Annotated in this window: 10 protein-coding genes, 3 tRNA genes and 1 pseudogene; 4 read left to right on the plus strand and 10 right to left on the minus strand. The window is 67.5% G+C overall.

The window, feature by feature from the left end:
- The 8 genes and pseudogenes from AVE30378_RS15390 to hisN all read right to left on the minus strand — a co-directional run.
- A pseudogene (locus AVE30378_RS15390) lies at positions 1–76 on the minus strand (GTP-binding protein); the annotation flags it as partial.
- A gap of 57 nt (positions 77–133) precedes the next feature.
- Positions 134–208 (minus strand) — tRNA-Thr (locus tag AVE30378_RS15395).
- Between the two features lie 10 nt (positions 209–218).
- Positions 219–292 (minus strand) — tRNA-Gly (locus AVE30378_RS15400).
- A gap of 148 nt (positions 293–440) precedes the next feature.
- Positions 441–527 (minus strand) — tRNA-Tyr (locus AVE30378_RS15405).
- A 109-nt stretch (positions 528–636) separates the two neighbouring features.
- Positions 637–1800, minus strand: a complete 1164-nt coding sequence (locus AVE30378_RS15410) for an iron-containing alcohol dehydrogenase (RefSeq protein WP_129241751.1) — start codon at positions 1798–1800, stop codon at positions 637–639.
- A gap of 21 nt (positions 1801–1821) precedes the next feature.
- Complete coding sequence (locus AVE30378_RS15415) at positions 1822–3210, minus strand: aldehyde dehydrogenase family protein (protein WP_129241752.1); 1389 nt, start codon at positions 3208–3210, stop codon at positions 1822–1824.
- Positions 3211–3241: 31 nt separating this feature from the next.
- Positions 3242–4627, minus strand: coding sequence for a glutamine synthetase family protein (locus tag AVE30378_RS15420; protein WP_129241753.1), 1386 nt, complete (start codon positions 4625–4627; stop codon positions 3242–3244).
- A gap of 60 nt (positions 4628–4687) precedes the next feature.
- On the minus strand, positions 4688–5494 hold the full coding sequence (hisN, locus tag AVE30378_RS15425) for a histidinol-phosphatase (protein WP_129241754.1): 807 nt from the start codon (positions 5492–5494) through the stop codon (positions 4688–4690).
- 194 nt (positions 5495–5688) lie between these two features.
- On the opposite strand from hisN, the gene AVE30378_RS15430 reads away from it, so the two are divergent.
- The 4 genes from AVE30378_RS15430 to AVE30378_RS15445 are packed head-to-tail and all read left to right on the plus strand — an operon-like array spanning position 5689 to position 10244.
- Positions 5689–6696: an ABC transporter substrate-binding protein gene (locus AVE30378_RS15430; RefSeq protein WP_129241755.1), complete on the plus strand. Its 1008-nt coding sequence runs from the start codon at positions 5689–5691 to the stop codon at positions 6694–6696.
- A gap of 47 nt (positions 6697–6743) precedes the next feature.
- Entirely contained in the window at positions 6744–7751 is a 1008-nt protein-coding gene (locus AVE30378_RS15435; protein WP_129241756.1) for an ABC transporter ATP-binding protein, read from the plus strand.
- A gap of 31 nt (positions 7752–7782) precedes the next feature.
- Positions 7783–9465 carry an ABC transporter permease subunit gene (locus tag AVE30378_RS15440; RefSeq protein WP_129241757.1) on the plus strand — a complete coding sequence of 561 codons (1683 nt, stop codon included), beginning with the start codon at positions 7783–7785 and terminating at the stop codon, positions 9463–9465.
- Between the two features lie 17 nt (positions 9466–9482).
- Positions 9483–10244 carry a DeoR/GlpR family DNA-binding transcription regulator gene (locus tag AVE30378_RS15445; protein ID WP_129241758.1) on the plus strand — a complete coding sequence of 254 codons (762 nt, stop codon included), beginning with the start codon at positions 9483–9485 and terminating at the stop codon, positions 10242–10244.
- Positions 10245–10273: 29 nt separating this feature from the next.
- Here AVE30378_RS15445 and AVE30378_RS15450 read toward each other — a convergent pair whose 3' ends face one another.
- Complete coding sequence (locus AVE30378_RS15450) at positions 10274–11275, minus strand: Bug family tripartite tricarboxylate transporter substrate binding protein (protein ID WP_129241759.1); 1002 nt, start codon at positions 11273–11275, stop codon at positions 10274–10276.
- Positions 11276–11437: 162 nt separating this feature from the next.
- Entirely contained in the window at positions 11438–13036 is a 1599-nt protein-coding gene (locus AVE30378_RS15455) for a rhodanese-like domain-containing protein (protein ID WP_129241760.1), read from the minus strand.

The raw sequence follows: 13036 nt of genomic DNA on the forward strand, positions 1-13036 counted from the left end.
TTTTGCCGTGGTCAACGTGACCAATCGTACCCACGTTCACGTGCGGCTTGGTACGTTCAAACTTGCCTTTTGCCATGGCTGACTCCTGACCTGGATTGCGCTTCTGACTGAAGAAAAGAACTTTGGAAATTAGTGGTGCCCATGGCGCGGATCGAACGCGCGACCTCTCCCTTACCAAGGGAGTGCTCTACCACTGAGCCACATGGGCATATAAAGCTTGGAGCGGGTGAAGGGAATCGAACCCTCGTCGTAAGCTTGGAAGGCTTCTGCTCTACCATTGAGCTACACCCGCGGCTACCCTTTCACCTTCTCTTTCCCAAACCTTTCAACATCCAGGCCCGGAAAGCCTTGCCGCCTTCCTTGCAAAGGCCGCCCAGCGCTTCCTGAACCTAAACATTGCAAATCCAGGCCAACTGCGCCTGGATTCGGGTATGGGTCTCTGGTGGAGGAGGTTGGATTCGAACCAACGTAGGCGCAAGGCCAACAGATTTACAGTCTGCCCCCTTTAACCACTCGGGCACCCCTCCAGAGAATTCGAGATTATGAACACTTTCAGATCCGGTGTCAAACGATTCGGACGAAATATTCAAAAATCTTGTTCAGCCACCCCGCGTTTGCGCGCAGAGGGGGCGTAGCTTACAGGTTTCCGCGGATCGCTGCACGAAAAAGATCGGCGTACTGCTCCGCCGTGTAATCGACCGGGTTGGTGCCGGCCGAGGGATCCTCGGCCGCCATGCGCCCCACCCGCTGCGCCTGGGCCTCGTCGATGCCGATATCCGCCAGCGTATGGGGGATGCCCAGGCCCTCTCGCAGCGCCAGCACCCAGTCCAGCACGGCGCCGGAGCCGCCCCCTGGCAGATCCAGGTAGCGCGCCAGCGCCTCCAGCCGCGGCGCCACCGCGTGCTGGTTGGCCTTCAGCACGTAGGGCATGAGGATGGCGTTGAGCGTGCCGTGGTGCGCGTCGTACAGCGCCCCCAGCGGGTGCGCCAGCGCATGCATGGCGCCCAGCCCGCGCTGGAAGGCCGTGGCGCCCATGCTGGAAGCCACCAGCATCTGCTGGCGCGCCTGCAGGTCGCCCCCGTCGGCCACCGCCCGGGGCAGATACTCCTTGATCAGGCGCATGCCCTCGATCGCGATGCCGGCCGCCATCGGGTGGAAGAATGGCGAACAGTACGCCTCCAGATTGTGCGACAGCGCATCCATGCCGGTCGCGGCCGTGATCTTCGGCGGCAGGCCGACGGTGAGTTCGGGATCCAGGATCACGATGGCCGGCAGCATGCGCGCATGGAAGATGATGCGCTTGACCTCGGCCGACTCGTCGGTGATGACGGAAGCGCGCCCCACTTCCGATCCGGTGCCGGCGGTGGTCGGCACCGCCACCACCGGCGCCATGCCGGCCACGTCCACCCGCAGGTAGTTGTCGCCGACGTCTTCGAAGTCCCACAGCGGGCGTTTCTGCCCCGCCATCAGTGCAATGGCCTTCGCCGCATCCAGCGCCGACCCGCCGCCCAGGGCGATCACGCCGTCATGGCGCCCTTGCCGGTACGCCGCCACGCCGTCATCTACGTTGCGGCCCGTGGGATTGCCCTTGATCTCGTGGAACAGGCCGCATTCGAGGCCCGCCTGCCGGCAGGCGGCCACCGCGCCCTCCACCATCGGCAGCGCCGCCAGCCCCGGGTCGGTCACGAGCAGCGGCCGCGCCATGCCGAGTTCGCGGCACCAGCCGGGCAGCTCCTTGATGCGGCCAGGGCCGGCCTTGATGGAGGTGGGGTAATTCCAATTTACGCTGGGCACGGTCATGGTTCGCTTCCTGTCGTCGTGTCAGACGCTGCGCAGATGAAAGGACTTGGCTTGCGTGAGCTGCTCGTATCCGACGGCCGACAGCGACACGCCGCGGCCCGAATGCTTGACCCCGGTCCAGGCCAGCGCGGGGTCGAGATAATCGCAGCGGTTCATGAAGAACGTGCCGGTGCGGACCTGGCGGCCGATATGCAGCGCGGCGTCCTCGTCCTGCGTGAAGGCCGCCGCCGTCAAGCCATAGGGGCTGTCGTTCATCAACGCAATGGCTTGCTCGTCGCTGTCGACCGGCATGATGCCGACGACCGGACCGAAGCATTCGTCGTTCATGACCCGCATGCGATGGTCCACCTGGGTCAGAAGCGCGGGCGCGACATAAGGCGAGTCATTGCTCGCTTCCTTGAAATACGAAGGATCTATCATATTCCTGGCACCGGCCGCCACGGCCTCGTCGACGATCTCGCGGATCTCGGCGGCGGCGCGAACGCGCACGACCGGCCCGAGCGTCGTTTCCTCGTGCAGCGGATTGCCCAGCACATAGCCTTGCGTCAACGCAACGGCGCGCTCCACGAACTCGTCGTACCGGGGCCGCGCCACGTAGATGCGCTGGATACCGCAGCAGGACTGGCCGGAATTGAAATAGGCGCCGTCCACCAGCGTCTCGACCGCATGGTCGATCCTGGCGTCCGCCCGCACATAGGCCGGGTCGTTGCCGCCCAGCTCCAGGCCGACACCGATGAACCGCCCCGCCGCCGCCTCCTCCACGGCGCGTCCACCCCGCACGGAACCGGTAAAGGAGACATAGCCGATCTCGGGCGCGCGGATCAGCCGCTGCGCGATGTCGTGGCTGGCATGCAGGTACTGGAATACACCGTCGGGCGCGCCAGCCTCGCGGAACGCGCGCCCGATGAATTCCGCGCACAAGGGCGTCTGGTCCGAGTGCTTGAGAATGACGGTGTTTCCCGCCATCAGGGCGGGAACGATGCTGTTCACGGCGGTCAGCAAGGGGTAGTTCCACGGCGCGATCGTCAGGGCGACGCCGATGGGTTCGCGGCTGATGAAGCGCGTGAAGCCGGCCTGCGCCGGGACCGGGATGGGCGCCAGCGCCTCGCCCGCGATCGAGATCATGTGGCGCGCACGGGCTTCGAAGCCCGCCACCTCGCCGGGCGTGTAGCGCAAGGGCCGGCCCATCTGGATGGTGATGGCGCGCGCGATCTCGTCCTTGGCCGCGACGAAGCGGTCGACGGCGTCCGATACGATGCGCCCCCTGGCCTCCACGCCCAGCGCCTGCCAGCCGGGCTGCGCGGCCTGGGCATCGGCAAGCGCCTGCGCGATCTGCGCCTCGCTGGCGTAGGGGCGGCGAACGGCCTCGCGCCCGTCGATGGGACTGATGGTGATGAGTTCCTGGGTCATGGCGGCCCTGTACAGGCGGATTGGTCGGGGATCAGATGATTTCGAAGTAGCGCGCCAGTTCCCAGTCGGTCACGTGGCGCCTGAACTGGCGTTCTTCCCATTCGCGCGTCGCCACGTAATGCTCGACGAAGGCGTCGCCGAACAACTGGCGCGCGGCCTCGGATCCGCGCAACCGCTGGGCGGCCTCCCATAGCGTGTTCGGCAGCCGCAAATGCGCGGGGAACTGCTGCGTGTAGGCGTTGCCCTGCACCATCGGTTCCGGCGTCAGGCCCTGTTCGATGCCATACAGGCCGGACGCCAGGGCGGCGGACAGGGCCAGGTAGGGATTGGCGTCGGCCGATCCGATGCGCACCTCGACGCGCTGCGATTTGTCGCTGCCCGGGATGAGCCGCAGCGCGGTGGTGCGGTTCTCCATGCCCCAGGTGGCGTCCAGCGGCGCCCAGTACCCGGGAACCAGCCGCGAATAGCTGTTGACGGTTTGGGCATACAAGGCCATGAATTCGGGCAGATAGCGCTGCACGCCCGCCATGAACGACGCTTGCGCCGCGCTCATGGCATGCGGCCGCGCTTCGTCGTAGAAAGCGGACCGGCCCGTCTTCCTGTCGCGCAGCGACAAGTGGATGTGGCCGCTCTGCCCCGGATGGTCGTGCGACCACTTCGCCATGAAGGTCGCCATCAGGCCGTTCTGCTGCGCCAGCGCCTTGGTGAACGTTTTGAAGAGAAACGCCTTGTCGCCCGCGGCCGCGGCCAGGTCCACCGCGATGGCGGCCTCCAGCACGCCCGGCCCCGTCTCGGTGTGCAGGCCCTCGATGGGCATGTCCATGCGTTCGCACAGGTCCAGGAGCTTGCGGTAGAAATCGCCTTCCACCGTGCTGCGCAGCACGGAGTAGCCGAAATTCCCCGGCGTCCAGTTTTCGAGGTTGCGGTAGTTTTTCGCGCGCACGGAATGCGGCGTTTCGCGGAACATGAAGAACTCGTATTCCAGGGCGGCATAGGCGTCGTAGCCCATGGCGGCGGCGCGGTCCAGGATCCGGTGCAGCAGGCGCCGCGGGCAGATGGCGCCCGCGTCCCCTTCGAATTCCGCCAGGAACAGCAGCATGTCTTCGCCGCCCGGGCCCTGTTCCAGCGGCAGCCTGCGGCCGGTATGGGGAAGGATCCTGAGCTTGGCGTCGGGGTAGGCCGTATGCCAGCCGGTGTACTTGGTGTTGTCGTAGAGCTGGTCATCGAGGTCCCAGCCGAACACCACGTCGCAAAATGCCAGCCCCGAGCGCAGCGCGCCCAGGAACTTGTCGCGGCGCAGGTACTTGCCCACCATGACGCCGTCGATGTCGGACAGGCCGACCTTGATATGCGAGAGCGAGCTGGCTTGCACCAGCCGCTCCGCGTCCTCCACCGTTGCTACCCCTAGTGCATGCATGCTCGTTCACCTTGCTGTGTCTGAAGCGTTGCGTTGACCTGCGGGCGGGCGGCGCGGCGTTCAGGCCACGGCCGCCCCCAGCACCCGCATCGCCTGGCGATGCAGTTGCGGCGTGGCGGCCGCGACGACGCGGCCCTGCGATTCGAGGCCCAGCGGCTGCCCCGACCAATCGGTAATGACGCCGCCCGCCCCTTCGATCACGGGCGTCAGCGCCAGATAGTCGTATGGCTGCAGGCCGGCTTCGACCACCAGGTCGACATGGCCGCTGGCCAGGAGCCCGTAGCTGTAGCAATCGCCGCCGTAGCGCCGCATGCGCGCGGCCCGCGCCAGCGCGTCGAACGCGGCCAGTTCCGCGCCGGCGAAGATGTCCGGCGACGTGGCGTAAAGAATGGCCTGGCGCAGTTCGGTGCACCCGCTGGCGCGGCAGGCCTCGCCGTTCAGGCTTGCGGGCAGGCCCCAGGCGCCGGCCCAGCGCTCGTCCAGCATCGGAATGTCGATCAGCCCCAGCACGGGCCTGCCCCGATGCAGCAGCGCCAGCAGGGTGCCCCACAACGGATTGCCGGAAATGAAGGCGCGCGTGCCGTCTATCGGGTCCAGCGACCAGACCAGTTCCGCCTCGGCGCGCGAGGCGCCGAATTCCTCGCCGAAGATGCCGTGATCGGGGTATTCCCGGGCGATGGCCTCGCGCAGGGCGGCTTCGACCTCTCTGTCGGCCTGGGTGACCGGGCTTTCGTCCGCCTTGGTGTCGACCGCCAGCGGATGCCGGAACCACTTGCGCGACAAGGGCCGGACCCGATCCGCCAGCGTCCGGGCGAACGAGGAATAGGCCGCCAACTGCGGCGCGGACAACGGCGGAGAGGTTTGCATCGATGGCCTCCAGGCGCGGCGCGAGAAAGCGCGCCTACGCCAAAAAAATGCCCGAATACAGGTTTTTCCAGTCTAGACACGTTGCCACAAATTTGCAAACATACCTAAAACTGCAACCCGCTTTCTGTCTTGCCGGCCGCAGTCCGCATACGTAGCTCACCACCGTTGCCGTGTATTCCAACCGGAGTCCCATCATGCAATGTATGAAGAAGCTCAGTCTTGTGGTTGCAGTAATTTCCCTAGGTTATGCGCAGGCGCATGCCGGCGCGATCACCGTCTACACCGCGCTCGAGGAAGACGAGATCGCGGCCTACCTGAAGGCCGCCAATGCGGCGATGCCCGACATCAAGGTCAACGTGCTGCGCCTGTCCACGGGCGACCTGGGCGCGCGCCTGATCGCCGAGGCGTCGAACCCGCAGCAGGACATTATCTGGGGGTTCGCCGTCAGCAACATGCTGGACCCGCGGCTGCTAAACCTGCTGGAACCGTACGCGGCCAAGGGAATGGACGCCCTGCCCGCCCGGTACAAGGGCGCCGACAAAAAGTGGTTCGCGGCCACCGGCTACGTCGCGGCCTTCTGCGTGAACACCGACAGGCTGAAGTCCAAGAACCTCCCCATGCCGACGTCCTGGGAAGACCTGGCCAAGCCCGCCTACAAGGGCGAGATCGTCATCCCCAGCCCCGCAGCGTCCGGCACGGGCTATCTCCAGATCGTCGCGCTGCTGCAGGGATTGGGCCAGGAAAAGGGCTGGGCGCTGCTGAAGGACCTGGACAAGAACGTGGCGCAGTACACGCCGTCCGGCTCGCGCCCCTGCAAGATGGCGCGCGCCGGCGAATACGCGATCGGCGTGTCTTTCGCCTTCCCCGCCATGCAATCCATCGAAGAGGGCTACCCCATCAAGATGGTGATTCCCTCCAAATGGGTGGGCTACGAACTCGAGGCCTCCGGCCTGATGAAGACGGCCAAGAATCCGGCGGACGCCAAGCGCTTCCTCGACTGGACCCTGTCGGAACAGGCGGGCGGGCTGTACAGCAAGTACAAGGAACTCGTGACCATCCCCGGCGCCGCCCCCGACAAGGCGGCGGAAGCCGCGGGCCTGCCGAAGGACCTGGGCGCGGTGCTGTATCCCGTGGACTTCCAGAAGTCGGCGGCGGAGCGCGACGCCACGATCAAGACCTGGCAGGACACCATCAAGCGTTGACGGCATCGCGGCCGGCGCCGCCGGCCGCCGTCCGTCCTGGAGACGCCATGTACCTGGAATTGCGCGGGATACGCAAGACTTTCGACGGTTCGGTCGCGCTGGAAGACATCGACCTGTCGGTGGGCGAACACGAATTCGTCTGCCTGCTCGGCCCCAGCGGCTGCGGCAAGACCACCTTGCTGCGCATCGTGGCCGGGCTGCTGCCGTTCGACCGCGGCGCCATCACCCTGGGCGGCCGGGACCTCAGCGCGCTGCCGGCGCGCAAGCGCGGGTTCGGCATCGTGTTCCAGTCGTACTCGCTGTTCCCCAACATGACCGTGGCCGAGAACGTGGGCTACGGATTGCGCATCCGCGGCGAGAGCCGCGACCGCGTCGCAGCGCGGGTGCGGGAGCTGCTGGCGCTGATCAAACTGCCCGACTACGCCGGACGCTATCCGCACCAGTTGTCGGGCGGCCAGCAGCAGCGCGTGGCCCTGGCCCGCGCGCTGGCCGTGGATCCGGCGCTGATCCTGCTGGACGAACCCCTGTCCGCGCTGGACGCGCGAGTGCGCACCGACATGCGCGCCGAAATCCATGAAGTGCAGCGCCGCCTGAAGATCCCGACCATCATGGTGACGCACGATCAGGAAGAGGCACTGACGCTGGCGGACAAGATCGTCTGCATGAACGACGGGCGCATCGAACAGGTGGGCTCGCCCGCCGATCTGTACCTGCGGCCGCGCACGCGGTTCGTGGCGAACTTCGTCGGGCTGAGCAATCTGTTGCCGACCGACTGGGTGCGCGATGCGATGCCCGAATTGCTGGCGACGCGGCCCGAAGGCGCCAGCGATCGCTACGAAGCCTGCCTGCGGCCGGAAAACCTGCGCGTGGCGGCCGACGAGTTCGGCGCCGGCCGCGTGCAGGACATGACCTTCATGGGCAACCTCACCCGCCTGCGCATCGCCTGGCGCGGGCGCGAACTGGTCGTGGAACAGCACGGCGCGGCCGGACTGTCGCGCGGCGCCCCCGTTCGCCTGGACGCCGAGCCGGACCAATGCGCCTGGGTCAGCGTATGACGGGCGCGCCCGCCCGCGCCGGAGCCGCCGCGTGAGCGCCGCCCACGCCAGTTCTGCCCTCGCGGCGCCGGCGGGCCGCGCACCCTGGTCGGCGGACCGCCTGCTGCTATGGACCTGCGTCGGCATCCCGCTGGCCGGCCTTGCGCTGTTCTTCCTCTATCCGCTGGCCACGGTGGCCTGGCACAGCCTGGTCGAGAAAGACGGCTCCATCGGCCTGGGCAACTATGCCGAGGTCTTCGCCACCCGCGGCATCCTGACCGCCACGCTGAACAGCCTGGCCATGAGCTTCGCCACCACGGCCGTCAGCATCGTGCTGGGCTTCGCCATCGCATACGGCCTGGACCGTAGCTGCATGCGCGGCAAGTCCATCGTCCAACTGGCGCTGGTGCTGCCCTTGCTGGCCCCGTCGCTGGTGCAGGGGCTGGGGCTCATCTTCCTGCTGGGGCGCAATGGCCTGGTGCACCGCTGGACCGGCTGGGAAATCGATATCTACGGCTTCTGGGGCCTGCTGATCTCCAACGTGTTCTATGCCCTGCCCCAGGCCGTGCTGATCCTGCAGGCGGCCCTGCGCAACATGGATGCGCGCTACTACGACGCGGCCGAGGTCATGGGCGCGTCCGGCGCCCGCCAGTTCTTCGACATCACCCTGCCCAATTGCAAGTTCGGCCTGCTCAGCGCGGCCTTCGTGGTGTTCGTCATCACCATCACCGACTTCGGCAACGCCGCGGTGATCGGCGGCAATTACCGCGTGCTGGCGACCGAGATCTACAGCCAGGTATCTGGACAGATGAATTTCGGCATGGGCTCCGTGGTGGGCATCCTGTTGCTGCTGCCGTCGCTGATATCGGTGCAGATCGAGCGCGTGGCCTCGCAGCGGCAGTTCGGTTCGGCCTCGCCCAGCGGCCTGAAGGTCGCGCCGCGGCCCGCCCGGGGACGCGACGCGGCCTTCGCCGCCGGCGTGCTGCTGGCAAGCGGCACGATCATCGTCACGGTGGCCACGGTGGTCTTCGCCAGCTTCATGCGGCTGTGGCCCTACCGCATGGAGTGGACGCTGAAGCATTACGACATTACGGTCAGCGGCGGCTATGCGCCGCTCTGGACATCCCTGTACCTGTCGCTGGCCGCCGCGGGCGGCGGCGTGCTGCTGCTGTTCTTCCTGAGCTTCGGCGTGTGCCGCATCCCGCGCGCGTGGGCCAAGCTCGTATACATGCTGGCGGTGTTGCCGGTGGGGGTGCCCGGCCTGGTCCTGGGCCTGTCCTACATCTTCGCGTTCAATGTGCCGGGCACGCCGCTGTACGCGCTCTACGGCAGCGCCGCGCTGATCGCCCTGTGCAACTTCTACCACTACCACACGCAGGGCTTCCTGACGATGATGACGGGCATGCGCGCCGTGCCGCAGGCCCTGGAGGAAGCGGTCAGTTGCCTGGGCGGGGGCACGCTGCGGGTGCTGCGCGACGCGGTGCTTCCGCTGATCGGCCCCACCGTGCTGGGCGTCTTCTTTTTTCTGTTCATGCGGTCGATGGTCACCCTGTCGGCGGTAATCTTCCTGGTCACGCCGTCCGTCAGCGTCGCGCCGGTCTCCGTGCTGCGCCTGGACGAGGCCGGGTTCGTCTCGCAGGCGGCGGCGTATTCAACCCTTATCATGCTGGTCGTGGGGGGTTCCCTGCTGGTATTGCGCGCCCTGATAGCCTGGGCCGCAAAGCGGCGGGCATAGACTAGGAAACATCGGACATGTGGCAAGAAGAGCGGTATCAGAGAATCCGCGCCCTGCTGTCTTCATTGCAGCAGGTATCGACCGACCGTATCGTCGGCGAACTCGGGGTATCGAGGGAGACGGTCCGGCGGGATCTGCTGGAGCTTGAGGCGATGGGGGAGTTGCGCCGCGTGCACGGCGGCGCGGTGCCGGTGCACAGCGAACCGCCCATCGCCGAACGCGTGCACACGCGCGTCAAATACAAGCGCGCCATCGCCCGCGCGGCGGCCGGCCTGGTGTCCAGCGGACAGACCCTGTTCCTGGACGCGGGCAGCACCACCAGCGTGCTGGCCGACGAACTGGCCAAGCTGTCGGGCCTGACCGTCATCACCAATTCGTTCGACGTGGCCTTGAAGGTGGGCACCGCGGGCAGCGGCGCGAACCAGCTCATCATGCTGGGCGGGTCGGTGGGTGGCCCGGTATGCGCGACCGCCGGCGAAATCACGATTGCCGAGATCCACCGCTACCGCGCCGACCTGGCGCTGCTGTCGCCGGTGGGCGTGGACGCGGAATTCGGCGCCACCAACTACGATCTGCGCGAAGCCGAGGTGGCGCGTGCCATGGCGGCCAACGCCAAGCAACTGGTGCTGCTGGCCGATTTCAGCAAGATCGGCCTATGCAGCCGCGTTTCCTACTGCGGCGCCGACCGGATAGACCACCTGGTCACCAACGCCAGCGCGCAGAAATCGCCGGCCTACGCGGCCCTGAAATCGGCGGTCGGAAACGTCTTGGCGGTATGAGGCGGCGCGGCCAGCGCCGCCCCCGGGCATCAATCCAGCGAGACGCCGGCGGCCTTCACCATGCCGGCCCAATACACCGTGTCTTCCTGCAGCCGGGTCTTGAACGCGTCGGGCTGGCTGCCCACCGCCCAGCTTCCGCCGCTGTTGATCTTGGCGATCACGCCGGGCGACTTCATCGCCTGCCCCACCGCTTGCGCCAGGTAGGCGATGCGCTCGGGCGGCGTGCCCGCCGGTGCGAAAAGGCCGTACCAGTCATCGGCGGTAATGCCCTCCATGCCTGCCTGCTTGAGCGTGGGCGCGCCCTTGAAGAGGCCGATGCTGTTTTCGTGACTGAGTGCCAGGATGCGCAGCTTGCCCGCGGCCACCATGGGTTCGGCCGACGCCGGCGAGGTGATCAGCATGTCGACGGTGCCGCCCATCAGGTCGGTGATGGCGGGGGCGGCGCCCCGGTACGGCACGTGCACGAGCTTCACGCCGGCCTTCTGCGAGACCAGCGCCCCCATCAGGTGGCTCATGGTGCCGTTGCCGGGCGTCGCGTAGGTAATGACGCCAGGCTGCTTGCGCGCGGCGTCCAGGTAGTCGTTCAATGTCTTGTACGGACTCTCGGCACGCGCCACGAGCACCAGCGGCGCGGACGTGATCTGCGAGATGGGCATGAAGTCCTTGACCGGGTCGAAGCCCACGTTCTTGTACAGGCGCGGATTGACGGCCATGACGCTGGTCTGCGACATCACCAGGGTGTAGCCGTCGGGCTTGGCCCGCGACACCTGGGCGGTGCCGACGTTGCCGCCGGCGCCGGAGCGGTTTTCCACCACCACGCTTTGACCCGTGATGGCGCCCAGTTCCTGCGCGAGGAGGCGCGCGACGCCGTCATTGCCGCCGCCCGGCGGAAACGGCGACACAATGGTGATGGCCTGCCTGGGATAGTCGGCCAGCGGCGCGGGCGCCTGGGCATGGGCGGCGCCCGCCCACAACAGGCTGGCCAGGGCCGCGGCTGCGGCCCCACGGGCGTACGGTGCGATCTGCTTCATTTGGATTTCCCCTTGTATTGGCGGCCGGATGCCGGCCGTCCTTCCTATCGGTTCGGAAAGAACCGTCCGCACCCCGGCGGCGTCGGCCGCGGGGCGTACTGTCTGCATGGATGCGTTTACCGCGCCGCGGGGCCTCGCCGGGCCCTCTCGCGGCGCTACCTCTCAGTGCGCCGTGAAACGGTAGGCGGCGCGCTCGCGTTCGTCGATCTGCCTGACCAGGTCGGTCTCCCAGGCCAGGTACTGGCGCGCCGCGGCCTTGTTGCCGTCATGGCGGTCATGCACGAAAAACAGATAGTCGATGCAGTCCGCGTCGGACGGCTCGGCGGGCGTGGATTCCAGCTCGATGCCCTGCGCGGACCAGCCGGCCGGGGTGCCGGCATTGGCGCTGATGTCGGTCGCGCCCAGCGCCCGCAGGTCCCGCGCCGCCCACGCGGCGAGCGCGGCGTCTTCGGCCAGCACCACCACCGGGCGCGTAGTGTCCAGCCGCAGGCGGTCGAAACGCGGGCGGATGGCCCAGCTCGCGCCGGCGATATGCCTGTCGCGATAGCGCATGCCGGGGCGGATATCGACGAGCTGCGCGCCATGCGCGATCGCGGCGGCCAGCGCGGCATCGTCCAGCACTCGGATCGCGGGCGGCGGCGTTTCGTCGGCGGCGCACTCCAGCCTGGCGCGCACGCCTTCCTTCAGCACGCTGGCGTCCCAGCCCATCAACCGGAGCCAACTGGCGATGACCGGCGCGCGCACGCCTTCGGCGTCGAACACGACGATACGCGCGCCCCTTACGGCCACGTATTGGTCCGTGGCCTGGATCAACTGGCCCCCCGGCGTGTGCCGCGCGCCGGGCAAAGTGCCCAGCGCGTACTCCTCCGCGCTGCGGACATCGCAAACGAAGGTGCTGCGCGTTGCGTCGCGCAGCCAGCCCTGGACCTCGTCCGCGGACACCGTGGGCACGCCGTGGCGCTCGGCCAGGGCGGCCGAACGCTGCGCCAGCGCGGGCACGTCCTGCGGCGAAATGTCGTCGCCATAGCGGCGGAGCGCGCCGTGTTCCAGCCGCAGGTCTTCGAGATACCAGCCCTGCGTGCCGTTTTCCAGGGCATAGACGGGATTGGGCACGCCCAGGTTGATCAGCGTCTGCGCGCCGATGATGCTGCGCGTGCGGCCCGCGCAATTGATGACGATGGTGGTCTGCGGGCTCTTGGCCAGCGTATGGACGCGCAGCGCCAGTTCGCCGTTGGGGCAGCAGACGCCGCCGGGAATGCTCATCTTCTGGTATTCGGCATAGGGCCTGCCGTCCAGCACGATCAGGTCGTCGCCGCGCCGCTGGCGCTCGGCCAGTTCGCGCGCGCCGATGCGCGGGGTGTGGAAAACTTCTTCGGCCAGTTCGCCGAACGTCTTGCTGGGCACGTTCACGCCGGCGAAGGCGGCGTAGCCATCCCGCCGCCATTGCGCGATGCCGCCCGCCAAGCGGTGCACGTTGCTGTAGCCCAGCGCGGCCAGCGCGCGCGCGGCGCGCGCCGCCGTATCGTCGGCGCCCCCTTCGTCGTAGACCGCCATCCGCACGTCGCGCCGCGGAGCCAGGCGCGTGACGTCCACCTCCAGCCGGCTGTAGGGAACCGGCACGGCATAGAACAGGTGGGACTCGCCGTACTGGCCGTGCTCGCGCACGTCCAGCAGCGCGATTTCGCCACCGTCGTGCAGCCATTGCTTGAGCGTGTGCGAATCGACGTCGGCGGCAGAATGGTCTGGTGTGGGGTGCATCAT

Origin of the sequence: Achromobacter veterisilvae (assembly GCF_900496975.1) — a bacterium.
Lineage (GTDB): Bacteria > Pseudomonadota > Gammaproteobacteria > Burkholderiales > Burkholderiaceae_B > Achromobacter > Achromobacter veterisilvae.